Origin of the sequence: Bradyrhizobium sp. LTSP857 (genome assembly GCF_000938285.1) — a bacterium.
Classification (GTDB): domain Bacteria; phylum Pseudomonadota; class Alphaproteobacteria; order Rhizobiales; family Xanthobacteraceae; genus Bradyrhizobium.
Genome location: NZ_JYMS01000010.1, coordinates 146873 through 172908, shown reverse-complemented (window position 1 = coordinate 172908; position 26036 = coordinate 146873). Strand labels below are relative to the sequence as shown.

21 protein-coding genes are annotated in these 26036 nt (G+C 62.7%); 12 read left to right on the top strand and 9 right to left on the bottom strand.

Annotated features, from left to right (window positions below; all coding sequences use genetic code 11):
* Positions 1-81: 81 nt before the first annotated feature.
* Positions 82-1539, bottom strand: coding sequence for a DUF6056 family protein (locus UP06_RS06505; RefSeq protein ID WP_050031563.1), 1458 nt, complete (start codon positions 1537-1539; stop codon positions 82-84).
* 184 nt (positions 1540-1723) lie between these two features.
* Complete coding sequence (locus tag UP06_RS06500) at positions 1724-3364, bottom strand: carbamoyltransferase family protein (protein WP_045001468.1); 1641 nt, start codon at positions 3362-3364, stop codon at positions 1724-1726.
* 256 nt (positions 3365-3620) lie between these two features.
* On the opposite strand from UP06_RS06500, the gene UP06_RS06495 reads away from it, so the two are divergent.
* The 7 genes from UP06_RS06495 to UP06_RS06465 are packed head-to-tail and all read left to right on the top strand — an operon-like array spanning position 3621 to position 10842.
* Positions 3621-4997, top strand: a complete 1377-nt coding sequence (locus UP06_RS06495; protein ID WP_050031566.1) for a GHMP family kinase ATP-binding protein — start codon at positions 3621-3623, stop codon at positions 4995-4997.
* A 22-nt stretch (positions 4998-5019) separates the two neighbouring features.
* Positions 5020-6939 (top strand): N-acetylneuraminate synthase family protein, encoded by a 1920-nt coding sequence (locus tag UP06_RS06490; protein ID WP_245305422.1) that lies wholly within the window; start codon positions 5020-5022, stop codon positions 6937-6939.
* Positions 6939-7628, top strand: a complete 690-nt coding sequence (locus UP06_RS06485; RefSeq protein ID WP_045001464.1) for an acylneuraminate cytidylyltransferase family protein — start codon at positions 6939-6941, stop codon at positions 7626-7628. Before UP06_RS06490 ends, UP06_RS06485 begins: the two co-directional genes overlap by 1 nt.
* Complete coding sequence (locus UP06_RS06480) at positions 7621-8385, top strand: SDR family oxidoreductase (protein WP_045001462.1); 765 nt, start codon at positions 7621-7623, stop codon at positions 8383-8385. The genes UP06_RS06485 and UP06_RS06480 overlap by 8 nt, the downstream gene beginning before the upstream one ends.
* Positions 8382-9230, top strand: coding sequence for a sugar phosphate isomerase/epimerase family protein (locus UP06_RS06475; protein ID WP_045001460.1), 849 nt, complete (start codon positions 8382-8384; stop codon positions 9228-9230). The genes UP06_RS06480 and UP06_RS06475 overlap by 4 nt, the downstream gene beginning before the upstream one ends.
* On the top strand, positions 9227-9988 hold the full coding sequence (locus UP06_RS06470) for an SDR family NAD(P)-dependent oxidoreductase (protein ID WP_045001458.1): 762 nt from the start codon (positions 9227-9229) through the stop codon (positions 9986-9988). The genes UP06_RS06475 and UP06_RS06470 overlap by 4 nt, the downstream gene beginning before the upstream one ends.
* A gap of 14 nt (positions 9989-10002) precedes the next feature.
* On the top strand, positions 10003-10842 hold the full coding sequence (locus UP06_RS06465; protein ID WP_045001457.1) for an SDR family oxidoreductase: 840 nt from the start codon (positions 10003-10005) through the stop codon (positions 10840-10842).
* 22 nt (positions 10843-10864) lie between these two features.
* Here UP06_RS06465 and UP06_RS06460 read toward each other — a convergent pair whose 3' ends face one another.
* The 4 genes from UP06_RS06460 to rfbF are packed head-to-tail and all read right to left on the bottom strand — an operon-like array spanning position 10865 to position 14926.
* Positions 10865-11812, bottom strand: a complete 948-nt coding sequence (locus UP06_RS06460) for a Gfo/Idh/MocA family oxidoreductase (RefSeq protein WP_045001455.1) — start codon at positions 11810-11812, stop codon at positions 10865-10867.
* On the bottom strand, positions 11805-13055 hold the full coding sequence (locus UP06_RS06455; protein WP_045001453.1) for a class I SAM-dependent methyltransferase: 1251 nt from the start codon (positions 13053-13055) through the stop codon (positions 11805-11807). The genes UP06_RS06460 and UP06_RS06455 overlap by 8 nt, the downstream gene beginning before the upstream one ends.
* A gap of 42 nt (positions 13056-13097) precedes the next feature.
* A complete protein-coding gene (gene rfbG / locus UP06_RS06450; protein ID WP_045001452.1) occupies positions 13098-14159 on the bottom strand; it encodes a CDP-glucose 4,6-dehydratase in 1062 nt (353 codons plus the stop codon).
* Positions 14156-14926: a glucose-1-phosphate cytidylyltransferase gene (gene rfbF, locus UP06_RS06445; protein WP_045001450.1), complete on the bottom strand. Its 771-nt coding sequence runs from the start codon at positions 14924-14926 to the stop codon at positions 14156-14158. The genes rfbG and rfbF overlap by 4 nt, the downstream gene beginning before the upstream one ends.
* Positions 14927-15165: 239 nt before the next feature.
* On the opposite strand from rfbF, the gene UP06_RS06440 reads away from it, so the two are divergent.
* The gene (locus UP06_RS06440; RefSeq protein WP_045001448.1) at positions 15166-16104 is read left to right on the top strand and encodes a glycosyltransferase family 2 protein; all 939 of its coding nucleotides are present in this window, start codon (positions 15166-15168) and stop codon (positions 16102-16104) included.
* A 33-nt stretch (positions 16105-16137) separates the two neighbouring features.
* Positions 16138-17832: a hypothetical protein gene (locus tag UP06_RS06430; protein ID WP_156162809.1), complete on the top strand. Its 1695-nt coding sequence runs from the start codon at positions 16138-16140 to the stop codon at positions 17830-17832.
* Positions 17833-17858: 26 nt separating this feature from the next.
* On the opposite strand, the gene UP06_RS06425 is transcribed toward UP06_RS06430, so the two are convergent.
* From UP06_RS06425 to UP06_RS06415, 3 genes are all read right to left on the bottom strand, one after another.
* Positions 17859-19004, bottom strand: coding sequence for a hypothetical protein (locus tag UP06_RS06425; protein ID WP_197087129.1), 1146 nt, complete (start codon positions 19002-19004; stop codon positions 17859-17861).
* An 82-nt stretch (positions 19005-19086) separates the two neighbouring features.
* Positions 19087-19962 carry a hypothetical protein gene (locus tag UP06_RS06420; RefSeq protein ID WP_045001442.1) on the bottom strand — a complete coding sequence of 292 codons (876 nt, stop codon included), beginning with the start codon at positions 19960-19962 and terminating at the stop codon, positions 19087-19089.
* 59 nt (positions 19963-20021) lie between these two features.
* Positions 20022-20762 carry a hypothetical protein gene (locus UP06_RS06415; RefSeq protein ID WP_045001569.1) on the bottom strand — a complete coding sequence of 247 codons (741 nt, stop codon included), beginning with the start codon at positions 20760-20762 and terminating at the stop codon, positions 20022-20024.
* Between the two features lie 288 nt (positions 20763-21050).
* Between UP06_RS06415 and UP06_RS06410 the strand changes: the two genes are divergently transcribed.
* The 3 genes from UP06_RS06410 to UP06_RS06400 all read left to right on the top strand — a co-directional run bounded on the left by UP06_RS06410 (position 21051) and on the right by UP06_RS06400 (position 26026).
* Positions 21051-23546, top strand: coding sequence for a hypothetical protein (locus UP06_RS06410; RefSeq protein WP_245305421.1), 2496 nt, complete (start codon positions 21051-21053; stop codon positions 23544-23546).
* Between the two features lie 123 nt (positions 23547-23669).
* Complete coding sequence (locus UP06_RS06405) at positions 23670-24872, top strand: HAD-IIIA family hydrolase (protein WP_045001568.1); 1203 nt, start codon at positions 23670-23672, stop codon at positions 24870-24872.
* Between the two features lie 134 nt (positions 24873-25006).
* The gene (locus UP06_RS06400; protein WP_045001438.1) at positions 25007-26026 is read left to right on the top strand and encodes an NAD-dependent 4,6-dehydratase LegB; all 1020 of its coding nucleotides are present in this window, start codon (positions 25007-25009) and stop codon (positions 26024-26026) included.
* Positions 26027-26036 lie beyond the last annotated feature (10 nt).

Below are 26036 nucleotides of genomic sequence, written 5' to 3'. Positions count from 1 at the left end.
GCCCGGCAAACTAATCGACTATGTTGAGGCTGGTGTAGTGTTACGAAGGGAAATCGAAAGATCACGGCCACTCCCGTGATTTCACGATCTGGGCGCCGGTACTTCAATTGCGGATTTACCGAAATACTTGGCGATACACTCCGTGTTCACCATCACGTCCGCGCTGAGAAGGATAGAGGGCTTCCACTTGTGCTCCGGCACCACAACGATCTGATTGGGTGATGTCAACAGCAGCTTGTGTCGAGCAACCGTTTCTCGCCAGTACGGATAGAGGCTTTTTGCCTCCGAATAAAGGACACGGGAAGTGTTGCTCACGGCAAGACATGCTAGCGCCAGCCCGCCCAATACGAGCGGCAGAGCGCTCGAAGTGAATGACAATAACGCACGATCCGGCAACAGCTGACAAATGTTCTGCCGATACGCGCGAACCAGCAGCGAAACCGCAAGCCCCGAGGTGAAGAGAAGCAGAATGAGGGCTTGGTTCTGTGCTCGCTCAACCAAGCGAATACCGGTCGAGAATTCATGCGCGAAGTATTCGAAATAGCAACAGCCAAGCGAGAAAATGGCGAGCGCAGGCGCCAAGCCAGTCATACGCGAGTGAGCGGGCCTTTGCGATTCAGGAACTGCCAAGGTCACCGCGGCGATCGTGATGAGCCATCCGATGACAGTCGGCTCGCCAAGAAATTGGCCGAGGCCGACCAGAGCGAAACGGAAGGCCTCCAACAGAGAATGAAACAGGTTTCCACTGCTGTGAAACTGCGACATGCGAACAGTATTGCCAGGTGCTTTGATCACCACGATCCACCCGATGAGAACGACGACCGCGATCGTCACATGATGGCCGATTTGCAGATCCTGATCGAGCACGCGACGCGCCAGCACGGAGCCCGCCAGAAGGGCGACAAGCCAGACCGCAGTAAATTCATTGCACGTGGCAGAGATGAAGCCGCCAACCGCCATGTTGAATGTTGCTAGCCCCGAAAACCGGCCGCCGGTGTCCAACGCGCGGAAACACTCCCCAACGATGACGACCGTAACAACGGCAGCTGGGACGTAGCACGCGGCACCCGGCAGCCAATAAAGAAGGTCTCGGACGCTCGTCGAGGTGCCGATGACGGCTGCGCAGAACGTTACGATGACGAAGATCAAAGGAACCCCGCGAAGAGCCGGCCAGGCGCGAACGATCGCTAGAGCAGACCCCATGACGAATGCCACAAAACCGGCTGCCATGGTGAGGGCGTATGCTGTTAGTAGGTCGAGACCCGTCGCCTGGGCGATCGCAGCGGGCAGCTCGATCAAGAGGTACGGCACGATACGGCCGCCCAATCCTCCGTAGAACGCGTCGGTCGCTCCGATGAATCCTTGTTCCGCGTATTGATAGGAGAAACAGAAATCGTCGTGTTGAGGATCCGAGAAGGCAGTGAGGGCAAAAAAGAACAGCAGAAACAGGACAGGACATATGCAGGAAATGACCCACCACCCGCGATTTTGTCGGCCACGAAGGCTCGCCCCGACGAATGGCATTGTCTGGTCATTCATGCACGAAAGCTCCGGATCGAGATAAGATATCGCATTGCCTCGCGAGCCCAACGGGAAGTGAATGGCGGATTGAAACTGCGGTCAAGGCCGGTCGCACCGCGCACCAAGGAAATTGTCAAAGACGATCGTGACAGCAAAACCGCAGCGAGGCCAGATGGACATTGTCTGCCTAGGTCAGCCCTTGTTAGCCGCCCGCTTTCGACAGCCGATAGTTGCCGAGATACAACACGTCCAGACCCGAGCAGAAGTACGTATGCAGTGCCTCCAGCGGCGCATTCACCGTCGGCTGCTCATTGATGTTCAGGCTGGTATTGATCAGAACCGGCAACGAGGTCGCTTCCGCGAACTCGCCGATCAGGCGGCTATATAGCGGATTGCTGTCCGCGTGGACGCTCTGGATGCGCGCGGTGTTGTCGACATGGACCACCGCAGGCATCGTCTCGGCGACTTTCTGGTTGACCGGGAACGTCACCACCATGAAGGGCGCGTCGAACGTGTCCTCGAAATACTCGGCCTGGCGCTCGTACAGCACCGACGGGCAAAACGGGCGGAACTCCTCACGATATTTGATCGTGAGGTTGATGCGATCCTTCATGCTGGCGTGGCTTGGATCGGCCAGGATCGAGCGGTTGCCGAGCGCGCGCGGACCATACTCCATCCGCCCCTGGAACCAGCCCACGGTCTTCTGCTCCGCGAGATCAGTGACGCAGCGCGACACGGGATCATCTAGCAGCTCGAACCGCGCGCCGATCTTGTCCAGTGTCTCCCGGATCGTGTCGTTGGAATATTCCGGACCCCAATAGGCGTGCGTCAGCGGCGCGATCGCATGGCCCGCCTCCGCGCATTTCATCATCGCGGCGCCCAGCGCCACACCGGCATCGTGCGGCACCGGCGGAACGTAGAGACGCTTCACGGACGGCTCGGCTGCGATCTCCATGTTCATCTTGCAGTTCAGCCCGACGCCGCCGGCGATGCAGACATCGCCGCAGCCGGTCTCCCGGATCGCGGACCGGATCACCTCGGTGGTGACGATCTCGAGTTGCTTCTGGCCGCTTGCGGCGATGTTGGTCAGGCGCTGGTCGAGCGGCTCGCCGCGCAGCCGGCGCGGCCCCAAAATCTCCTCCATCTTCTCGGTGAAGATGCGTTCCTGCCGCGTCGAGAAATCGCTGGTGTAGATGTCCGCGTCGCGCCGGCGCTTGTCGAGCTCGGGATCGAGCTCGTAGCTGATGCCGTTGGGACGCAGCAGCTTGGCGAACTTATCGAGATAATCGGGACTGCCATAGGACGACAGGCCCATGACCTTGTATTCGTCGTTGGTCATCTGATAGCCAAGATACTGCGTCAGCATCCCGTAATACAGCCCGAGACTGTTGTGGCGGCCAAACCGCGTCAGCACGCGGAAGTCGTTGCCGCGCGCATGCGCGACGAAGCCGGAGCTGGAATCGCCCGAGAAGTCGAAGCAGGCAACCGTCGCCTCCGAGAAGCCGGATCCGTAAAACGAGCTCGCGGCGTGACAAAGATGATGGTCGTAGAGCTCGATCTTCGGGCTGTGCCCGAACTGGTACTTGAAATACTCGGTGAGGCGTTGCGTGTAATTCGTGTAGGTCTTCAGCGGCGAGCAGATCCAATCAACGTCGCGCATGGTGATGCCGGCCTGCTTCAGGCAGAAACCGATCGCGCCGCGTGGAAGTTCGCCGCGCGCGTGCTTGGCCAGCGTGAAACGCTCCTCCTCGGCCGCAGCGATCAACTCACCGTCTCGAAGCAGGACGGCTGCGCCGTCATGATGACCGTGCTTGATACCGGAGCTGATCCCAATCACATACATTCGTGCATACCTCCGGGGAGGCCTTCTATAGGAACTGAAAGCAATGTAAATCGCGCTTCACCCGCTGTTTCGCCGCCAAACCGGCATCCCGGCCAGCCCGCTTTTCCGCCCGGACGCGACACCCCCGGGCCGACGCCTAAATCGGCGCCACCGGAACCTTGCATCGCCCCAACGCCTCCCGTATTACCGGACGGTCAGCGAACCGGGCATGCGCCTTCTGTGGCCGGGAGAATTCGGCCTTCCCTGGACCAAAAACGTGCTTGAGCGAACCCTCGTCACCATCGCCGAGACTGAGACGATTGAGGAAGCCTTCCGGCGCCTCAACGCCAACAAGCTCGGCATCCTCTTTGCGCAGGATACCAGCGGGCGAATCGTCGGCGCTGTGACCGATGGCGATATCCGCCGCCGGATGCTGACGGGCATCACCATCCACGACCAGGTCGCAGCCTGCGTCAACCGCAGCTTCGTCTGGGCGCATGCCGGCGGACCGCGAGAGCAGATCCTCAAGCTGCTCGACCAGCGCGTTCACGTCGTACCGATCCTCGATGGCGACGGCCGGCTGGTCGACGTGTTCAGCCGCGAGCTGTTCAACCTGTCGGAAGAGAGCGAGGTGTTCGCGCGCGCCCGCTCGCCGGTGCGGATTAGCTTCTCGGGCGGCGGCACCGACCTGACACATTACTTCGTGGCGAATGACGGCGGCGCGGTGATCAACGCGACGATCAAGATGTATGCTCATGCTACGTTACGGCGCCGGAGCGATGCCCGAATCCGGATCTATTCGCACGATTTCCGCTGCACGATCGAGGCCGACAATCTCGCCGGACTCGGCACCGGCGGCGATCTCGCGCTGATCAAGTCGGTGGTGCGCCTGATCAAGCCGACCTACGGCTTCGAGCTCGAGGTCTCCGCCGACTTTCCGGTCGGCTCCGGCCTCGGCGGCTCGGCGGTCGTCTCATCGGCCATCATCGGCTGCTTCAACGAATTCCGTTCAGACCAGTGGGATCGCCACGAGATCGCCGAGATGGCATTCCAGGCTGAACGGCTGATGCTGAACATTCCCGGCGGCTGGCAGGACCAATACGCCACCGTGTTCGGCGGCTTCAATCACATGGAGTTCTCCTCCGACCAGAACACCATCGTGCCGCTGCGCCTCGACGCCAACATCATCGCCGAGCTCGAGGAGAGCCTGGTGCTCTGCTACACCGGTTCGGGTCATGATTCCGGCGCGATCCATCGCGATCAGAAGGCGCAGCATGAGACGACCGACGCAGTGGCCGCCGCTGCCAAGCAGAAGGAAGTGACGCGCGAGATCCGCAGGCATCTCCTGCGCGGCCGGCTGCTGGAATGCGGACGTCTCATCGACGAAGCCTGGCACGCCAAGCGCAAACTAAGCTCCAAAATTTCCTCCGACGATCTCGACGCCATCTACGATTTCGCCAAATCGCACGGCGCGGTCGGCGGCAAGCTGCTCGGCGCCGGCGGCGGCGGCTATTTCATGTTCTTCGTGCGTCCGTTCGAGCGCTACCCGCTGATCTCTGCGCTGGAGCAGCGAGGACATAGCTGCGCGCGCATCATGTTCGAGGAGAATGGATTGCGGACGTGGAAATCGCGCTTCCCCGCGCGCGCCGGCTGACGCATTTGAGACGAGAGTGTTGATGATATCCCCCAAACAACCAGCGTCAGTCCGCATCGGCAACCGCCTTCTGGGAGACGGCCAGCCCTGCTACGTCATCGCCGAGATCGGCAACAACCACAATGGCGATTTCGATCGCGCCATCGCGCTGGTCGATGCGGCGGTCGCGGCCGGCGCGGATTGTGCCAAATTCCAGATGCGCAAGCTCGACGAGGTCTACCGCGCTTCCTCGCTCTCCGGAAAGGACGACGACCTCGCTGTCGAGTATACGCTCGACCTGCTGCGCCGCTTCGAGCTCACGACGGAGCAGCAGAAGAAGATCGCCGACTATTGTGCCTCGAAGGGCATTCAATATCTCTGCACGCCCTGGGACGCGAAGAGCGTCGCGGTGCTCGAAGGCTTCGGCGTTGCCGCCTACAAAGTCGCCTCCGCCGACCTCACCAACCTTCCCCTGCTCGCAAAACTCGCCGCGACCGGCAAGACGCTGATCGTCTCGACCGGCATGAGCACGACCGCCGAGATCAGAACCGCGGCCAAATTCCTCGACGAGCGCAATTCGAGCTATGTGATCCTGCACTGCCAGAGCACCTATCCCGCCGCGCTTCACAATATCCATCTGCGCTTCATGGAGACGCTGCGGGAGATCCACCCGCTGGTCGGCTATTCCGGCCATGAGCGCGGCACCGCGGTGTCCACGGCCGCCGTAGCGCTCGGCGCCGTCGTCATCGAGCGACACATCACGCTCGACCGCGAGATGGAAGGCCCCGACCATGCTGCGAGCCTGGAGCCGGAAGAGTTCAAGGCGCTCGTCTCGGGCATCCGCGAGGTCGAAGCGGCGCGCGGCGAGAAGCTCGCCGAGCGCGCACTTAGCCAGGGCGAGCTGATCAACCGCGAGAATCTCGCGAAAAGCCTCGTCGCCGCGCGCGACATCGAAGCCGGCACTGTCATCTCCGACGACGACATCGCCGTGAAGAGCCCGGGCCAGGGCCTGTCGCCCCTGAAGATGCCGGCGCTGATCGGCAAGACTCTCAAGCGCAGGATGGCGGCGGACGATTACTTCTTCCAGAGCGACCTCGACGAGGGCGCCGCCAAAGCTCGGCGCTACCGCTTCGACCGGCCCTGGGGCGTCCCGGTGCGCTATCACGACACCGCACGCTTTCTCGAAATCTGCGAGCCCGACATCATCGAGTTCCATCTCAGCTACAGCGACATGGAGCGCGACCCGGCGGCTTATCTGTCCGGCACCTACGATCTCGGCTTCGTCGTGCACGCGCCGGAGTTGTTTGCCGGCTCCAAGCTGATGGATCTCGCCACGCCCGACGAGGCGCTGCGGCGCTACTCGCTGGAGCAGACCCAGGCGGTGATCGACATCACCCGCGGCCTGAAGAAGTTCTTCCCCAAGACGAAGCGCCCGCCGATCGTCGCCAATATCGGCGGCTTCACCATGGACGAGCCGTTGCCGGCGGACGAGAAGGCCGAACGCTATCGCATCTTCGCGCAGAGCCTGAAGGAGCTCGACATGGACGGCGTCGAGCTGACGCCGCAGACCATGGCGCCGTTCCCCTGGCACTTTGGCGGGCAGCGCCACCAGAACATCTTCATCTTCCCAGAAGAGTCGGCCGCGTTCTGCGCCAAGCATGATCTGCGCATGTGCGTCGACATCTCTCACACAAAACTGGCTGCCAACCATTTCGGCTTCGATTTCGCGCAAGGCCTCGCCCAGCTCGGACCGCACACTGCGCATCTGCATTTCGGCGACGCCAAGGGGCTCGATGGCGAAGGCCTCCAGGTCGGCGAAGGCGAGATCGATTTCGACGAGATCGGGAAGGTGCTGCGCAAGCATGCGCCGACCGCATCCTTCATTCCGGAGATATGGCAGGGCCACAAGAACATGGGCGAAGGCTTCTGGACCGCGCTCGAACGTCTCGAGGGGCACATCTAATGCCGCGCAAGACGCTCGCCGTAATCGCCGCACGTGGCGGCTCGAAGGGAATTCCGCAAAAGAACCTGCTCGATCTCTGCGGCAAGCCGCTGATCGCGTGGACGGTCGAACAGGCGCGCGCAGCGCGTGGCGTCGATGTGGTGGCCGTGTCCTCCGACAGCGACCAGATCCTCGCCGCGGCCGAAGCCGCCGGCGCGGTGGGCGTGCGGCGCCCCGACGACATTTCCGGTGACCTCGCCTCCTCCGAATCCGCCTGGCTGCACGCGCTCGACGCCATCGACGAGCGGATGGGACGGTTCGAGCGCATCGTCGCGCTCCAGGCGACCTCGCCGATCCGCGAGCCCGGCGATCTCGAACAGGCGCTCGACATCTTCGATCGCGAGCATCTCGACAGCCTGCTCTCGGTCTGCGAGGTCGAGGACTATTTCAACTGGCGCATCGGCGCGAGCGGGCCGGAGCCGATCAACTACGACTATCGCAATCGCCGCATGCGGCAGCAGATCGAGAAACGCTATCTGGAGAACGGCTCGTTCTACGTCCTGATCCCTTCACTCCTGCGCGAACAGAACAATCGTCTCGGCGGCAAGATCGGCTTTCACGTGATGGAGCGTCACAAGATGTTCCAGATCGACCGCCCGGAAGACGTCAAGCTCTGTGCCGCCATCATGCGCAGTTACGGTTATGCCTGACCTCAACGCCTTCTCTCTCGCAGGAAAAATCGCCGTCGTGACCGGCGCGTCGCGCGGTATCGGTGCTGCAATTGCGGCCGGCCTGAAGGAGGCCGGCGCCACGGTGTTCGGTCTCAGCCGTTCCGGCACCGCGCCGCAGGGCGTGACGGCCATTGCCTGCGATCTCTCGGAGGATGCGGCGATCGAGCGTGCTTTCGGCGCCATCGCCGCGCAAGGCGGACGCGTCGACGCTCTGGTGAACGCAGCCGGCATCAGCCTTCCGGTCCAGAGCGCTGAAAGCGAGCTGGCGCGCTTCCGCGCCACGGTCGCGACCGACCTCACCGGCGTCTACGCCACCATTCTTGCCGCCTACCCGCTTCTGAAGAACGCGGGCTCGGCTGCGATCATCAACGTCACGAGCATCAACTCGATCCGCGGCTTTCCCGGCAATCCCGGCTACGTCGCGGCGAAAGCGGGACTCGCCGGACTGACGCGGGCGCTTGCCGCCGACTATGGGCCCGACGGCATCCGCGTTAACGCGCTGGCGCCCGGCTATGTCGCGACCGAGATGACCGCAAAGAGTTTTGCCGATCCCGCGATGCATGAGGACCGGCGCCGCCACACCATGCTCGGCCGCTGGGGCCAGCCTGCCGACATGGTGGGAGCCGCCGTCTTCCTGGCGTCGGAAGCGTCGGCCTATGTGACCGGCCAGGAACTCTTTGTGGACGGCGGCTGGACCGCCAAGGGCCTCGCCATCAGCTCGGATAGCAAATCGTGACTGCAATACTGCAACGCATCGGCTTCATGCAGGGACGCCTGTCGGCCCTGGTCGACGGCAAGATCCAGGCGTTCCCCTGGACCGAGTGGCGCGACGAGTTTCCGCGCGCGAAAGCGCTCGGCCTGACGCGGATGGAATGGACCATCGACCAGGAGCGGCTACGGGAAAATCCGCTCACGACCGAAGCCGGCCAGAACGAGATCGCGACACTGGCGCGCGAGAATGGCCTGCGCATTCCAAGCCTGACCGGCGATTGCTTCATGCAGGCGCCGTTCTGGAAGGTCGACGCCGCCGCACATGACGCGCTCGTCGCCGACCTCGATCTCATGATTGCCGCCTGCAGCCGGATCGGCATCGAATTCGTCGTAATCCCGCTTGTCGACAACGGCAAGATCGAGCGCGAGAGCGAAAGCGATACATTGAAGCGGGTGCTGATCGCGCGCCGCGAGCAATTGGCAAGGCGGAACGTCAAGATCGTCTTCGAATCCGACCTGCCGCCGCATGGTCTTGCCCGGTTCATGGAAGCCTTTCCGGCCGATGTGTTCGGCATCAATTACGACAGCGGCAACAGCGCCTCGCTCGGCTACGACAGCACCGAGGAGATCGAGGCCTATGCGCCACGGATCCTCAACGTGCACATCAAGGACCGCATTCTCGGCGGCACCACGGTGCCGCTCGGCACCGGCAACGCAGATCTCGCCAAGACGATCCGGCTGATCGAGCGATCCGGCTACAAGGGACAATACATCCTGCAAACCGCGCGCGCCACGGACGGTGACCACGCGGGCGCGCTGGCAAAGTATCGTGACATGACGGTCAGCTGGATCGAGGACGCGGCGCGATGAAGCTCGAGCTTGACGATCGTGTCGCCCTCATCACCGGCGCGAGCCGTGGCATTGGCCTTGCCATTGCCACCACGCTCGCCGCGGAGGGTGCCAAGGTCGCGCTCGCGGCACGCGGCGCCGATGCTCTGAACGCAGCGCGCGCGGCGGTCGGCGCACTCAGCTCGGTTCACATGGCCGACGTCACCGATCCGGCCGCCGCAGCGGCACTGGCGTCTGACGTCGAAAAGCAGTGGGGCCGGCTCGACATCCTCGTCTGCAATGTCGGCAGCGGGGCGTCCGTGCCGCCGGGCCAGGAAACTGCGGCAGAATGGTCTCGGATGATGGACCTGAACTTCCTCGCCACGACCAACATGATCGGGTCTGCCCGCCCGCTGATGGCGCGCGGCAGCGGCGACCGCTCCATCATCTGCATCTCCTCGATCGCAGGCATGGCAGCGCTCGGCGCGCCCGTCACTTACTACGCCGCGAAGGCGGCCCTGAACGCGACCGTGCGCGGACTGGCGCGGCCGCTGGCGCTCGAGGGTATCCGCATCAACGCGGTCGCGCCGGGCAATATTCTGGCCACCGATGGCACCTGGGCACGCAAGCTCGCCGAGAACCCGACTGCGGTCGAGGAGATGCTTGTGCGCGAGGTGGCGCTGCGCCGGCTGGGCAAGCCGGAAGAGGTCGCCGACCTCGTCGCGTTCCTCGCCTCGCCCCGTGCGGCATTCATCACCGGCTGCGTCATGGTTGCCGACGGCGGCCAGTTGCGCAGCTGAACAGGAGCCTTCCGATGGCAAGCCCGTCCTCCCGCTACGACCTGACTGGACGCACCGCGCTCGTGACCGGCGCCGGCGGCCTGCTCGGGCGTCAGCATGTCGCAGCGCTTTCCGAGGCAGGCGCGCGCGTCGTCGTCACCGACGTCAGCCTTGCGCAGGCCGAAGCGGCTGTCGCCGCGCTGAGGCAGAACGCGCCCTCCGCCGATCTGGTCGCACTCGCGATCGACGTTACCTCGCAGGAATCGGTGCGCGCCGCGAACGAGCAGCTCGCGGGCCGCGGCATCAGCATCGATATCCTCGTCAACAACGCCGCCATCGATCCAAAGGTGACCTCGACCCCCGGCGTCATGCACTCCTCGCGCTTCGAAGCGTTCCCGGTGCCGCAATGGCAGACCGAGATCGCCGTCGGCCTGACCGGCGCGATGCTGTGCGCGCAGGAGTTCGGCGGCCAGATGGCCAGGCGCGGCCGCGGCGTGGTCCTCAACATCGCGTCCGATCTCGGCGTGATCGCGCCGGACCAGCGGCTCTACCGGCAGCCGCATGTGACACGCGAAGAGGAACAGCCGGTCAAGCCCGTGACCTACTCGGTGATCAAGCACGGACTGATCGGGCTGACGAAATATCTGGCGACCTACTGGGCCGACCACGGCGTGCGCGTCAACGCGATCTCGCCGGGCGGCGTCTTCAACAACCAGGATCCCGCCTTCGTCGAACGGCTGACGCGCCTGATCCCGATGGGGCGCATGGCCGAGGTCGACGAATATCGCGCCGCAGTCCAGTTCCTGTGCTCCGATGCATCGAGCTACATGACGGGCCAGAACCTGGTGATGGATGGTGGTAGAAGCGTTTGGTGACGCGTCACGGCGCCGGCACTACTCATGACGATGAGGCCGAGCTCCGGCGGGACGTGGCTTCGATCCGTGCCCAGAGCGCGATGATGTCACGCTGACGTTGCGCATGGCCTGCGTCGGCGTCATCGAGCGAGCGGCAAAGCTGCGCCAGGACGTCGACCCGGGAATCGCGGACGTTCACCGAGGCCTGCGACACCGATGAAAAGGGATCGAGCTGATCGGCGATGACGGGATCGCTCTCGCGGCGCTGGGCCGCCGTTATCCTGAAGCAGGTCTGCGCCGCGTGGCTGTCGACGCGCAGCGCAAACGGCGGCAGCGCTTCTGCGGTGAACACCGCCTCCCATGACGCCGCCTCCGCATCCGACGGACCACAGATGACCGACGACGACACATCGTCGTAGCCAAGCTCCGCAAGCAGCGCAACGAGGTGAATGCCGTAGAAGCGGAGTGCGCCGCCGCCGCTGGCGTCGAATCTCTTCCAGTTAGCGAGATTGGCGCGGTAGTGATGCGCCATGAAGCTCCAGTCCAGCGACAGGGCGTCGGCGCCCTTACCGAGCACCGCGCGGAGCCGTTCCGCCCACGGCATGAAGCGAAAGGTGTAGCCGACGCGATAGCGCTTGCCGGTGCGCTCGAAAGCCTCCAGGAGCTGCATCGCAACCTCCGGCGTGGGCGCGACCGGCTTCTCCAGGATCAGCTGGCGAATCTCGGGCATCTCGGCCAGCCGCGCCATCCAGTCGGCTTGATCGGCCGGACGAAGCGCAACCACAGCGCCGTTCGACCGCGCCAGTGCATCGTCCCGGTCGGCGCACCAGATCACCTCGGGCACATATTCGACGAGTTCGCTACGTCCACCGACCACCGCACGATAGCGCTCCGGCAGCGCCACTTTCATCCCGCACTCAATCAGCGCGGGCAGATATCCATACATCCCGAAGCCCGATCCGAGGATCGTGAAGACGGGTGCTTCAGGCATGGAAATCGCCGGCGCCAAGCACGTCGATCACCGGGCCCTTGTATCCGTTATCGGAAAGGTACTGGCGGATCTCGGGCGAAATGTGCCAGGCGAGATTGAGCAGCGGCTTGCCCTGGTCGCCACGCGCGAACAACTCGTCGTCGGACACGATCGGAATGCGGGTGCCCGGCACGTAATGTCCGATCTTGATCGAGCCCGGCTTTTCGTGGACCGCGACGATTTCCTTTTCAGTCAGACCGAGCAGCTTGACCAAGATGGCAGCGCGTCCCGGAAACGCCTTGGCGCGAATGGGGCCGTGGGCCGCGATTATCGTCTTCAGCTCTTCGCCTTTGCGCGCCTTCCAGAGATCGACGTCGCGCGCCAGCTGGGCAAACTCGGTCTGGAAATTGTTTTCGCGCGCGACAACGTCAGCCGCGACGGCATCACCCGCCTTCGATGCCGCCCCACCCAGGATGACCCGGATGTTGCCACCATAGCGCGCGGGAAACTCGACATTGGCGATGTCGAGGCCGAGCGACCTGGCGATGAAGCTGAACGATTTGTACGAATAGGTGCGAGGATGCTCGTGATAGAAGGTGTCGAACTGGTGCCGGTCCAGCACCGCGCCGAGATAGTGGTTCTCGATCACGATCACCGTGTCGTGCCCGAGCAGTGCCTTCAGCGCCGCCAGCACACCCTTGAGGTCCTCGATGTGCGCGAACACGTTGGTGAAGGTGATGATGTCGGGCGTACCCACGCCGCGACGGATCTCAGCCGCAGTTTCGGTGCTGAGATAGTTCTGCACCACGAAATGGCCCTTGGCGGCAGCGTCCTGCGCCGCGCCTGTCGGCTCGATACCCGCCGTCTTTGCGCCGGCCTCGCGAAAGAAATCGAGCAGGCTGCCGTCGTTGCAGCCGATGTCGAGCACGACCTTGCCGGTCAGTGACCCCATCCGCTCGGCGCATGTGGCGACGAGACTCTTCATCCCCGACAGCACGTCGGCGGTGAAGCGCGAGCGATAGTGATAATCCCTCGGGAAGAGATCTTCTTTCGGAACCTGGAAGCGCTGGTGGCCAGTGGCGCAGGTCGGACAGAAATCGATCAGAATCGGATATTCGCGGCATTGGCGCGAATCGCCGACCGTCACCAGATCGTCGCACAACGGGTGCAGGCCGAGGTCGAGCACCGGCACGAGCTTGTCGTTGCCGCAGACTTCGCAGCCCTTGATCTCGGTGAGCGGTCTCGTCGACGTGGTCGCCATCATATTGGATCCGGTTTGCGGCCCGCTGGGGCCGGAGAAATTGAGCTAGTCGCGTTTTGTGTTCATGAAAGCGTCGATCTGGTCAACCATCACCGGCCTGACCGCGGCGCCCTGCTCGAACGCCTTGTACCATTCCACGACGGCGCATGCGGCACGATCGAGATCCCAGCGCGGCGCCCAGCCGAGCCGGGTCCGCGCCTTGGAGCTGTCCAGCGACAACAGCCGCGCCTCGTGCGGATGCTGCCCCGGCTGCGGCATCTGCTGCGGCGGAACACCCCACAGCACAGCCAAGCGGTCGACCAGCCAGCGCACGGTGCGCACACTGTCGGCATCGGGACCGAAATTCCATTCGCTGGAGAAGGCGGCCGGGTCCCGCCACAGATGCTCGGCAAGGAGAATATAGCCCGACAACGGCTCGAGCACATGCTGCCATGGCCGCACCGCCTCGGGATTCCGGACCGGCACCGGCTGGCGGTTGCGAATGGCCGCGATCACGTCGGGGACCAGGCGGTCCTGTGCCCAGTCGCCGCCGCCGATCACATTCCCGGCTCGGGCGCTGGCGAGCCCGATTCGGCTGGCTCCCCTGAAAAACGACGACCTGTACGCCGAGGTGACGAGTTCCGCGCAGGCCTTGCTATTGGAATAGGGATCCTTGCCGCCAAGCGGATCGATCTCGCGGTAGCCCCAGTCCCATTCCTTGTTGTCATAGCATTTGTCGCTGGTGATGTTGACCAGCACGCGCACGCCCGACGTCCGCACCGCCTCGAACACATGCACGGTGCCCATCACGTTGGTCGCGTAGGTACCGACAGGGTCCTCATAGGACGCGCGCACGATGGCCTGCGCCGCCATGTGAAACACGATCTCGGGCTGGAACCGGTCGAACGCCGTCTTGACGGCAGCGGGATCGCGGATGTCGGCGAAGACCGACACCATGTCCTGCCCGGTCTGCGCCAGATCGAACAAACTGGGGGTGGTCGCTGGCGGCAGCGCAAGGCCCGCGACCTCGGCGCCGAGATGGCGGAGCCAGGCGACCAACCAGCCGCCCTTGAAGCCGGTGTGGCCGGTGACAAGAACGCGCTTTCCTGTCCAGAAACTGGCGTTCATGTCCAACGCTTCCAGGGCGCCCGCCCGCTGTCCCAGAGCTGCTCCAGATGCAGCTTGTCGCGCAGCGTGTCCATCGCCTCCCAGAAGCCGGCGTGACGGTAGGCCGCCAGCTGGCCGTCCTGCGACAAGCGCTTGAGCGGCTCCTGCTCCCAGATCGTGGCGTCGTCGCCGAGATAGTCGAAGATCGCGGGCTCCAGCACGAAGAAGCCGCCGTTGATCCAGCGGCCGTCGCCGCGCGGCTTCTCCTCGAAATGCTGGACGACATCGTCGTCGATGTCGAGCGCGCCGAAACGGGCCGGCGGCTGGATGGCGGTGACCGTAGCATGACGCCCATGGGCGTGATGAAAAGCCTGAAGCGCCCCGATATCGACGTCCGCAAGGCCGTCGCCATAGGTCATGCAAAAGGTCTCATTGCCGACGTAATCCTTGACGCGCTTGAGCCGGCCGCCGGTCATGGTGTTGAGGCCGGTGTCGACCAGCGTCACCTTCCAGTGCTCGGCGAACTTGTGGTGCACTTCCATCGTATTGTTGGCAAGATCGAAGGTCACGTCGGCCATGTGCAGGAAGTAGTTCGCGAAGTATTCCTTGATGACATAGGATTTGTAGCCGCAGCAGATGATGAACTCGTCAATGCCATGCGACGAGAAGATCTTCATGATGTGCCACAGGATCGGCTTGCCACCGATCTCGATCATGGGTTTCGGCTTGACGTGGCTCTCTTCGGTGATGCGAGTGCCGAACCCACCCGCCAAAATCACGGCCTTCATGCTCACACCCGTCCAGCAGAAAACATCACATCAGAACGATTAGCCCAGTCTTGTCAACAAGATCGGACATCTGTTACCCCGCTTCGGGAGCGGTTGAAGTTGTCGGCTTACCTGCTAAAGAAACGATTGAAAGATGGCAACCCCACCACCGGTGCGCCAACCGCCCCCGGGCGGCTGCCATCCGCCTGATTCCGACCCGCGGGTGACTGATCTCCCTCGATGGACGTCCTGGAGGATTGATGCCGAAGAAGATCAGCCTTGTGACCCCCTGCTACAACGAGGAGGCGGGGATCCGTGAGTGCTACGCAGCGGTCAAGGACATCTTCGATCGGGAGCTGCCGGGCTATGAGCGCGAACACATCTTCTGCGACAACGCCTCGACTGACCGGACTGCGGAGATCCTGAAGGAGCTCGCGGCCCAGGACCCGTCGGTCAAGGTCATCGTGAACGCCCGGAATTTCGGCGTGCTGAGGAATACCTATAACGGCGTGCTCGCCTCGACCGGCGACGCCACAGTGCTGTTCATGCCGGCCGATCTGCAGGACCCGCCGGCCCTGATCCCGACCTTCGTCAAGCATTGGGAGCAAGGCTACGAGATCGTGTTCGGCATCCGGGCGCGGCGGGAGGAACCTTTCCTGAACCGCACGGCGCGGCATCTGTACTACAAGATGATCAGCCGCATGTCCTATGTCGACTATCCCGCCGATGTCGGTGACTACCAGCTGGTCGACCGCAAGGTGCTCGACGCCATGAAGCAATTCGAGGACGTCCAGCCGTTCATGCGGATGATGCCGTTCGAATGCGGCTTCCGCTCCATCGGCGTGCCCTACACCTGGCTCGCGCGAAAGCACGGCATATCGCGCAACCGGTTGTCGAGCCTGATCGACCAGGGGTTGCTGGGCGCCATCAGCTTCTCGACCGTACCGCTGCGGACCGCGTTCTTCTTCGGGCTAATCATCTCATCGCTGAGCTTTGCCTATGCGTTCATCGTGTTCCTGCTCAAAATCGCGGGCTTCGATATCGGCCCGCGGGGCATTCCCACGATCGTCATCGGCCTGTTCTTCTTCGGCGGCGTGCAGCTCTTCTTCCTCGGCGTTCTCGGCGAATATATCGTTGCGATCTTCAACCAAGTCCGGCGACGGCCGATCGTCGTCGAGCGCGAACGGATCAATTTTTGACTGAGCAGATGTTTGGCGGCGTCCGGATTTTCGATGTCGGTCGATCAGCGATTCACTAAGCCTTCATCGAATGTGCTTGGCGCGGCCGGCCATGACACCTCTCGCGTTGCCGCCATACTCGTAGTATGCGCGCTCCTGGTCGTCCATGCGCCGTTGACCGTCAATGACGGTCTTTACGGCGAGGACTGGCTGCTTTTCGAAATCAAGCCAGGTTTCCCGGTGCAAATGGACTTCCTGCTCCACGGCGCCGGTCATCCGTTTCTCTGGCTCTACGGCACGTTGGCCAATCTGTCGGGCCATCCGATCGGCGTCATGAAATTGCTGGCGCTGGCGGGTATCGCGGTCGGCGCAATCAGCCTGCTCGGCTTCACGCTCCGGCTGCGGATATTCTCCACCTTCGAAGCGGCCGTATTTACGTTCCTGGTCTGGAGCTACGCCGAATTCCACAATTGGGCGACCAAGCTGACGGCCACCTATCTCTTCAGCCTCGCCTTGCTCTGCCTGGGTCTCAACCTGCTCGCGATCGTCCTGAGCTCTGACAAACCCCGCCTGGAGCTGCGCATCGCCAGCCTGCTGGCGATCTTCTGCAGCTTCTCGCTCAACTCGCTGATCGTCGCCTACTATGTTGGCCTCGGCGTCGCCCTGCTGCTGATTTCCGGGGCCAGCGGCGACGCAGACGGCTGGAAGGCCTGGCTCCGACGGTCGAGAATCGGTCGCGTCGCCGACTTCATTGCCATCCCGGTCGTCTACTGGTTCTCAACCAACTACTTCTTCCCGAAGATTGGGCCATACACGGGCTACTATCACATCAGACTGCCTCGCCTCGAAGACATGATTGCGGGCCTGACCAGCTTCTGGCGCCTCGGATTTGCGCGTATTCCGGGCGAGGCCAGAATTTTTGCCAAGGAAGCGATGTGGCCGGCTCTTCTCGCGCTCGTCATTGCAGCGGCGCTTGTGGCGGTCCTCGCGAGACAGGACCGTGACAATGCGGCTCCCCCTTCCGCGCGCACAATAATATGGCCGTTCCTTGCAGCAGCCGTCGCCTTCGCGGGTTTCGCGTCCCCCTATCTCGTATCGGGGATCAGCCCGACCGATCATTTTTACGAGTGTCGGCATCTGGTTTTGTTCGGCATTCCACTCGGCCTCGGCGCAATCGGAGTCTGTCGCGCCTCCCGCGCGATCTTTCACACCGACAGGGCCGCCTGGCTCGCAGCCGCGCTGATCCTCGCAGTGAACCTGTGCTCGCTATGGAGCGGCTATTTCCTTCAGCAGGCGCGCTGGCTGCGGCAGGAGGCGATGATCGACGAGCTGCAAGTCGCCTATCAAGAGCCCCCGGCGGCTGTCTTCAATCTTGCCGACGGTTTTCTTGGAACAACGGACCATACCTATTATGGCATGACCGAGATGACGGGCGCCCTTCATGCGGCCTGGGATGCGCGGCCACTCTTCGCCTTCACCGGCCAACACGAAGGCCCGACCATTCTCCAGGACATCGACGCCGCGCTGAAGACCGAGGGCAGTGCATTCCGCAACATGGATCCAAGAGGGGTGCAGGCAACGATAGCGCTGGTGCCCAAGCCGCCAATCCTGAGCAGCACGCGCCTCGCCATGAGCTACTACTACCATTGCCTCATCTCGTCTTGCGACAGGCAGGCAATGCTTCGCTCGCTGGCAGATACGACGGTGATGGTCGGCCCGATCCCGCATCTGTCGACGAAATGGCAATAGGTGCGATGCAGCCGGAGTGAGGCGTCCTATGCAGCCGTCTCGTTCCGCTCAGCCTCGCCCGTTTCCAACAGCTTTCCAAGCGCTTCGCTCGCGACGAAACCAAGCGCCGCCAGCGCAGGTACAATCAGCCGCGTCTCGGAAAAATCAGCAATCACAAACACGATCCCCACATGGACGAGAGCGGCCGGAACGACGACGGCGATCGTCCGTGTCAACGCAAACGTCCTCACGATCACGATTGCGAGGACGGGACTGGCGATGGCCACGGCGAGCTTCATGGTCAGAAGATTGACGACGAGCTTGGAGAAGTAATCGCCATGCGTGATCAGGAATGACTTGAAATCCGTTCCGGGGTGCATCCAGATCAACATCTTCGGCACAGCTACTGAAATGCCGACCAGCACGCCGAACAAGCCCCATTCCTTCGGCGTTGGCCATCGCCGCTCGAAGGCCGCGAGGCTCAGAAGCGCGAACGCCGAAGCGAACACGACGTCGGTGCGCCCGAAACTGATGATCAGCCCGGAAATGATCGCGGCTGGATACTGACGCGATACCAGCAGAAAGAGCTGCCAGAACAATCCGCCCGCGATAAAGACAGGGCCCATGCGCCCCGGATAGATTGCGATCTGCGTGTAGAACGCAAAGGTCAGCAGGCACAGCCATGCCGAGGTGGGCGAAAGCAGCAGCGTCGCCAGCGCGAAGACTGCAAGGAACGACAGCGAGTCGAACATGTAGTTGACGACGATGTGGGTGTGGAACGTGGAGCCGCCCCGGGTGTGGTCGTCGCCAAGGATCTGGACGTAAGCCTCGGTGATCCTGGCGATCAACGGCCGCATGACGCCTTCGACCGCATCGATATGGGCAAACTCGCGCTCGTGATCGAGACTGAATTGCAGCCGCTCGCGCAGCAGATTGGCTTCGTGGGCGGTGATGGACAGCGCAAGACAACAACTGACGAGCAGCCCCAGCACGACCGGATTGAAGAAACTCCTTCGGACCTTGAACAGGAGCACGAGCGGAACGAGCGCGGCGCCCACGAAGAAGGCTATTCCGGCATATCGCAGCACGCCAGGCAGAAACCTGTCGGATATGTCGGCCCACCACCATGCGACGACCAGAACGTTCGAAATGACCCAGAACCCCAGCACGAGGCCGAGGGATGGGGTCTTCATACGCTCGTCGAAGTTCAGCAATCGGCCGGGACCGCCGAGCGATGATAGCATTAACCCACGCTCTGACAATCGATTGTCCAAATCAGTGTTGCAAAATACCGGCGAGATTCATGTGCGCGGGGCGCGAGTGCTCGATGCCCAACAGCGTCCGCCGGTTATCATTCGTGCGCTGCAAATGCAGGCTCGCGAGCGTGACCCCGGTGCAGGTGGTGACCGTGCTTCCGCGACCGCCGAACGGCCTGAGGAAGTCGAACACACGACTGCCAAACATATCCACGACCGACATCTCGCGTGCCCCGAGCGGCGGAATTTCGCCGAAGTCCGCCTCGAGTTCCTCGCCATCCTCCCGGATCAGCCTCGTCGTCGGACGCGCTGCATGGGAATAAGCGGGGTCAGAGGAGTGATTGATCAGCATCAGGCTGCTAACGATGTCGCTGGACGCAATGATCTTCGGATTGATCCCGGTGAATCCGACATGCGCCTTCAGCCTGCCTTCATTCAGCGGCCGGGCAAATGCGCCGGTGCGGTAGATCGCGACGTTGTCCTGATCGATATAGGTCATCGAAAAGCTGGCAGGCGAGGATCGAAATCCGTCCATGCGTCCGCGCGACATGACGGCGATGACCAGATAGTCGTCTTGGGGCAGCTTGAGCGACGCGAAAAGGCGCGACAGCTCGACCTCGACGGTGGCCCCCGGCGCATAGTTCTCCGGGAACTCGTAGGTCGCCCGGTAGTCGCCCTGGCGCGACAGGATGTGCAGTTTGAATCTGAGCTTCTTGCTGAAGCCCGAGGCGACCAGGCTGGCGAGCTCGGGAACGAGGTCCTTGACCGTCTCGCGAAAGTTCTTGCGCAGGCTGCCGGCGATGAGACTGCGGAGATACCGGATGTCGACCGGACGATACCAAGCGGGAATCGAGAACCCCATGCGCGACTCGATCCCCGCAAAAGTCGGGAACATGAACCTGGGCTCATGAGGCTTCCAAGGACTGGACGAGAAACGTGTCACGGAGGCGGCCTCTAAAAATGATGCAAGCTGAACTTGCCGTTGGCAAATTCATAATAGCTGAACGGGCTGGCGATGTTGGTACCCTTGAATTCCAGGGCAAACCCCTCGTTCGCACCCACCAATTTCCCTGCCTCTGGGAACAGATCCAGCGTGCTGATGCGGACCGCACCCATCGGCGCGATTTCCGGAAGTGCACGCTCGCCCAAAGCGGTGCCGTCCAGAGCCATGAGCCGGGCCGTCCCCACCGACGCGCCTTCGGGCGCCATGCAGGAGTTCACGAGCACCACGCCGGATTCCTTCAGGAAGCGGGTGAGATAGGACTGCATCCAGGCGGAGGTCGGAAACGGCGCTGCCGCGACGGGCTCGCGCTCGTGCGACAACGTTATCGCACCGTGCTGCGAGAAATATTGTGCGTAATAGCCGGTGGTCACCTTTCGTCCAGGACGAAGCTTGGTCTCGTGTTTCGGTACCAGCGCCATCGCCACCGTTCCCGAAACGCGTGGGCACAGCTGCGATGTCTGCAACTGCAATTGCCCGTTGATGCCGAGTTCCCTGTGGCAATATCCAGCCTGCTTGCCCGCCCCGTCGAAGCACCAGACATGGGCATCCACTTCCGGATTATCCTTCAAGAAGATCGAGAAGTAGTTGAATGCGCAGACTTCCGTCGTAACGATCTCGTCGTTGCGCAGGTAGAGCACGGCGGGCGGATAGCCCCTTGCGACGGCTTCGCTAATCTGCAATTCACCGGGCATGCGGCGAAACTCGGCGGGAAGCAACGATCAGGCCGGATTGGCCGGCGGACAGCGAAGATTGCGCCCGGATATTCTCGCCCGCATGCTAAAAATCCTGCACAATTCGACGGATGTTTACGCTTAGCCGTATGTGGAATCAACTATGAATGGAGCTGCGCCGCGCCTTCGGAAAAGCCGGCACAATGCCGCGCCCCGAAATGACCGGCGGCCATTCGCCGCGGCGAGGCCGGCCTGTCTCACGCGTCTGCCTGGCTCAGCTGGACGAACTTTAGAGATGTTGCGATGTGGATGAATACATTGCTCTTGACGTTCGTATTCTTCCTGATTCAACTCGGCACCGGCCTCTCCATTCTGGCGATTGTGCCGCTGGAGTTGATCAGGACGAGCCGGCTGACGAAGATCCAGTTCGTCGTACTGGGATATGCGATCGGCGCCTCCGCCGTGGGGATTATTCTCGGGCTCTGCTCTGTTCTGGTTGGCGACATCCGGCTTCATCTGGCGATCATGATTGCGCTGTCCGCCTTCGGACTGGCATGGACCTGGCCGGCCTGGCGCCCGCGCACCGGCGACGCCGGACAGATCGTGCTGTGGTGTCTGTTGTCTCTACCGATCGCGCTCGCGACGTGGTGGTGGACGTTCGGCGCGTTTTCCCATTTCCCTTACTCGGACCTCGGCGCTGACGTTCACTGGATGAAGACGGCGCAGGAATACGCCGATAGCGGCGTCATCAATCCCTACGCGTCGCAATCCTACATCGACCTTCGCTCGGCATTGGCGGGCGTGCTGTCGGGAACCTTCGGCCTCGATCTCCTGCAATTTGGCTGGATCTACCGCTACGTCTCGATCCTGTTCTTCCTTGTGGCCTTCTATGCCTTCGCGCAGGGCCTCTACGCGGAACCGATGCGGAAATGGATCACCTTCTTCTTCGCCGCGGCGGGTAATAGCGTCGGGCTGCTGACGAATGGCAGCCTGGCGCTTGCCGGAAGCGTGGTCTTTCTGGGTGTCCTGCTCGGCAATGCCGGGCGGAATGTGAAGGAGGATATCCCCACGGGCGCGATCGTGTTGTTGATCCTGAGTGCAGCGACCTCGCTTCTCATTGCCTTCATGCTCAACAACAACGCGCTGGTGCTTGTGCTCCTGGCAGCCGGGCTGTTGCTGCTCAGAATTCTGGGCAAGGCCAATCGGCGCGAAAGCATCCTTTTCGTGGGTTGCGTATGGCCCGCGACGTTGCTGCTCGCGCACCGTGGGTCGTATCTGTTCATCCCGGCTGTCTTTGCCGCCTGGCTGGGCTATCTGCTCATCCTGTACGAGACGTCACGCCGGCCGGCGCGGAGCCTCGGGATTCTACGCTCCCTGTCCATCGCGCTGCCCCTGATCATATGCGGAATCGTCGCCTCTATCGTGGCGATGCGCCTCGGCTACTTACCGTCGGCGAACGCCAACTTCGTATTTTCTCACATCACAGAGCTGGTGCTGGGGAAAAAGATCGAAAGTGGCGAGGAGCTGTTCCTTGGCACCGGCCCGGAGGTCGCAGTGATCGAACTAGGCCGGGCCATGGGCCCGCTGTTTGCTGTTTGCATCGCAATGGCGATGGCCTGGTGGTGGATCGATCGCTCGACCACTGCATCGGAGACGGCCTCCAGCCCTGTCCAAACCGTACGCGTGTCGAGACTACTGTGGTCGTGGACGATCGGCTGTAGTCTCACGATTGCCGTGCTGTCAGGTTTTCCGTTCCTGTATCGCGCCACCATGATCGTCCTGGCTCTGCTCACGGTCACCGCGACCGAAGCGTTTTGCCAGTTGCTCGTTGACTCCTCTCGCGCCTCCTTCCGTCGGCGGGCTTCCGCGGCAATCACGGTTACTCTGCTCGCTGTCGGCCTTGTACTGGCGGTCTATGCTTTCACCTGGCGGCCCGACCTTCCCTCCGCGCGGTACCAGGATTTCCTCCGGCCGACCGAGATCGCGGGAGCGGTTCTCCTCATGGCGCTCGTGCCGGTGACGCTCATCCGGTCGAGATGGATTCATGTCTGCGCGCTTGCGACCCTCGTGGGATTGGGCATTGCCCTCGACCGCGCCGGCGTCGCCGGCATGTCCAAGAGCTACAGCTACGGGGCCATTCCGAGCGGCGCCACATCCATCACGCATTACAATGCCAGCGACCTCGACGCCGCCCTTTGGCTGCATGGCAATCTGAATAAGGGCATCCTGCTGTCCGATCCCTACACGCTCGGCCTGATTCAGTCCCTGACGGGTGCGCCTGCCGCCTATGTCTTCTCGAATCTGGATACCGTGAACGAAACCGTCGCCAGGCCGGTGCGCACGATTATTTCCGCGATCGTCGAACCGAACGGCGGAGCTCCGCGGCTTGTCGAAGCCTGCACCAACGTCCGGTCGCTCCTGCAGGAAATCAATCAGGAGACGTATTTTCAGATGGGCAGGGCCGACGCCCTGGGTGGAATCTTGCGGCCTGTCCGCCCCACGAAGGCGCCGGAGACGACCGAGCCACCGGCAACGGCTTCGCAAACTCCGGATGGGACGGAAGAAGCGGATCGGAACGTGATCCAGAATGTGCTGGGGACCGGCCAGGATTCCTGGCAGCTCGTCGCCGTGATCAATCCGCGTACCATCGGATGGATTCGTCTCGAGGCAGGTCAGCGGCTCAGCTATTTTCCGCCAACGGAGCCGCTCGATTCCGGGTTCGTCAAATCGCTCCGCGCAGGCCCGTTTCAAACATTGTTTGTGAACAAGCAGACCGCAATCGTTCGCATTCCATGCGAGCGCTGACCTGCGGCGTTCTCCGTCACGACGAAAGCGCATCTGGCGCAGAGATCAGTGACGCGGTAAGGACACTGGTATGACACTTGCCCTTCACCCGCAGCTCGATCGATGTCGCAAAACACCTCGCCCATGTTGAGACAGGCCGTCATCCTCATTGGCGGCCTCGGCACCCGGCTCGGCGAGCGCACCAGACTGATTCCGAAGCCGATGCTCGACATCGGCGGGCGGCCGTTTCTCGACACGCTGATCGACGAACTCGTCCGCTATGACGTCTTCGAGGAAATTCTCCTGCTTGCCGGCCACAAGGCCGAGATCGTCGAGACACATTATGCCGGCGCTAGCCGGGGCCGCGCCCGCATCGTCGTATCGCGCGAAGCCGAGCCGCTCGGCACTGCCGGCGCGCTGGTACACGCAAGCGGCCTTCTGCACGACCGCTTCCTGCTGCTCAACGGCGACTCCCTGTTCGACTTCAACCTGCTCGACCTGATCGCAGGCGCGACGTCCGGCCGCGTCCACATGGCGTTGCGCGCCGGCGTCGAAGGCGACCGCTACGGGCGCGTCGTCATGGACGGCGATATGGTGCGCGCATTCGTCGCGCCCGGCGCGGGCTCGACCGGACCGGTGAACGCCGGCGTATACGTGGTCGACAAATCTATCGTCGCCGGCATCGCAAAGCTTCCCGCCTCGCTCGAACAAGACGCATTCCCCGGCCTCGCGGCGTGCGGCGAGCTGCGCGGTACGGCCTATTGCGGCTATTTCATCGATATCGGCGTGCCCGATGATTTCGCACGCGCCGACCGCGAGCTGCGCGAGAAGCTGCGGCGTCCTGCCGTGTTCTTCGATCGCGACGGCGTGCTCAACCACGATTCAGGCTACACGTTCGAGGCACACAAGCTCGAATGGATCGAAGGCGCGCACGCAGCGGTGAAGGCGGTGAACGACGCCGGCTACTTCGCTTTCGTCATCACCAATCAATCCGGCGTCGCACGCGGCTACTACGAGGAGCACCACGTCGTCGCCCTGCACCGCTGGATGGCGGACCGGATGGCGGAGGTCGGCGCACATATCGACGCCTTCGAATATTGCCCCGATCATCCCGATGGCACCGTGGCGCGCTATTGCCGCACCAGTGACCGTCGCAAGCCCTCGCCCGGTATGATCACCGACCTCGCCGAGCGCTTCCCAGTCGACCTGACGCGCAGCATGGTGATCGGGGACAAGCCCAGCGATATCGAGGCGGCGCAGGCCGCCGGCCTCCCCGGCCATTTGTTCGAAGGCGGCAACCTGGAGGCATTCCTGAAGCAGCGCCTAAACCCGGCCGACAAGGTCTAGGCGCACGTCACAAAAACTGCTGCATCCGCGGGCATTTGGCGGGTATTCAACGCCGCTCTGTTGCGCGCAACCGCCAATGTGCTATAGCGCCATCCTGTTGCGAATACTGGCTTAATCGCCTTTTGGGGTCCGGCATGGCAGATCTGAAGGACGCCCGCGTCCTCGTTACCGGCAGCGACGGCTTTATCGGTTCGCATGTCGTCGAGGAGCTGGTGAAAGCCGGGGCCAAGGTCAAGGCGATCGTCTACTACAATTCCTTCAATTCCTGGGGCTGGCTGGACACGGTTCCCGCCGACATCCTGAAATCCGTGGAGGTGGTGGCCGGCGACATTCGCGATCCGCATTTCATGATCGCAGCCGCCAGCGGCTGCACCGACGTGCTGCATTTGGCGGCGCTGATCGCGATTCCCTTCTCCTATGCCGCGCCCGATTCCTACGTTGAGACCAATGTGCGCGGCACGGTCAACGTGCTCCAGGCCGCGCGCCTGGCCGGCGTGCGGCGCTTCGTGCAGACCTCGACCAGCGAGGTCTACGGCACAGCGCAGACCGTGCCGATCAAGGAGAACCATCCGCTGGTCGGACAATCACCCTACTCCGCCTCGAAGATCGCCTCCGACCAGATGGCGCTGTCGTTCCAGGCCTCCTTCGACATGCCGGTCGTCGTCATCAGGCCGTTCAACACCTACGGGCCGCGGCAATCGGCGCGCGCGGTGATCCCGACCATCATCAGCCAGATCGCGACCGGCAAGCGGAATATCCGCCTCGGCGCCGTCAGCCCGACGCGCGATTTTTCATTCGTCACCGACACCGCACGCGGCCTGATCGCGGGCCTGACCGCGCCGGCCGAGCAGAGCGTCGGTCAGACCATCAATCTCGGCAGCGGCTTCGAGATATCTGTCGGCGCGACCGCCGAAATGATTGCCGACGTGATGGGGGTCAAGCTCGAGATCGAGACCGACGAGGCACGCCTGCGTCCTGCCAACAGCGAGGTCGAGCGGCTCTGGGCCGACAATTCCAAGGCACGCCAGCAGCTCGGCTGGGCGCCGGAGTTCGGCGGGCTCGAAGGTATGCGTCGCGGCATCGAAAAAACGGTAAGCTGGTTCACCAAGCCCGCAAATCTGAGCCGCTACAAGGCCGACGTCTACAATGTCTGAGGAGAGCGTG

Bases quoted from the DNA above. Each gene is read 5' to 3' on its own strand.
- UP06_RS06505 (WP_050031563.1), bottom strand. From the start codon at position 1,539: ATGAATGACCAGACAATGCCATTCGTCGGGGCGAGCCTTCGTGGCCGA.
- UP06_RS06500 (WP_045001468.1), bottom strand. From the start codon at position 3,364: ATGTATGTGATTGGGATCAGCTCCGGTATCAAGCACGGTCATCATGAC.
- UP06_RS06490 (WP_245305422.1), top strand. From the start codon at position 5,020: ATGATATCCCCCAAACAACCAGCGTCAGTCCGCATCGGCAACCGCCTT.
- UP06_RS06485 (WP_045001464.1), top strand. From the start codon at position 6,939: ATGCCGCGCAAGACGCTCGCCGTAATCGCCGCACGTGGCGGCTCGAAG.
- UP06_RS06480 (WP_045001462.1), top strand. From the start codon at position 7,621: ATGCCTGACCTCAACGCCTTCTCTCTCGCAGGAAAAATCGCCGTCGTG.
- UP06_RS06470 (WP_045001458.1), top strand. From the start codon at position 9,227: ATGAAGCTCGAGCTTGACGATCGTGTCGCCCTCATCACCGGCGCGAGC.
- UP06_RS06465 (WP_045001457.1), top strand. From the start codon at position 10,003: ATGGCAAGCCCGTCCTCCCGCTACGACCTGACTGGACGCACCGCGCTC.
- UP06_RS06460 (WP_045001455.1), bottom strand. From the start codon at position 11,812: ATGCCTGAAGCACCCGTCTTCACGATCCTCGGATCGGGCTTCGGGATG.
- UP06_RS06455 (WP_045001453.1), bottom strand. From the start codon at position 13,055: ATGATGGCGACCACGTCGACGAGACCGCTCACCGAGATCAAGGGCTGC.
- rfbG (WP_045001452.1), bottom strand. From the start codon at position 14,159: ATGAACGCCAGTTTCTGGACAGGAAAGCGCGTTCTTGTCACCGGCCAC.
- rfbF (WP_045001450.1), bottom strand. From the start codon at position 14,926: ATGAAGGCCGTGATTTTGGCGGGTGGGTTCGGCACTCGCATCACCGAA.
- UP06_RS06440 (WP_045001448.1), top strand. From the start codon at position 15,166: ATGCCGAAGAAGATCAGCCTTGTGACCCCCTGCTACAACGAGGAGGCG.
- UP06_RS06430 (WP_156162809.1), top strand. From the start codon at position 16,138: ATGTCGGTCGATCAGCGATTCACTAAGCCTTCATCGAATGTGCTTGGC.
- UP06_RS06425 (WP_197087129.1), bottom strand. From the start codon at position 19,004: ATGAAGACCCCATCCCTCGGCCTCGTGCTGGGGTTCTGGGTCATTTCG.
- UP06_RS06420 (WP_045001442.1), bottom strand. From the start codon at position 19,962: ATGTTCCCGACTTTTGCGGGGATCGAGTCGCGCATGGGGTTCTCGATT.
- UP06_RS06415 (WP_045001569.1), bottom strand. From the start codon at position 20,762: ATGCCCGGTGAATTGCAGATTAGCGAAGCCGTCGCAAGGGGCTATCCG.
- UP06_RS06410 (WP_245305421.1), top strand. From the start codon at position 21,051: ATGAATACATTGCTCTTGACGTTCGTATTCTTCCTGATTCAACTCGGC.
- UP06_RS06405 (WP_045001568.1), top strand. From the start codon at position 23,670: ATGTTGAGACAGGCCGTCATCCTCATTGGCGGCCTCGGCACCCGGCTC.
- UP06_RS06400 (WP_045001438.1), top strand. From the start codon at position 25,007: ATGGCAGATCTGAAGGACGCCCGCGTCCTCGTTACCGGCAGCGACGGC.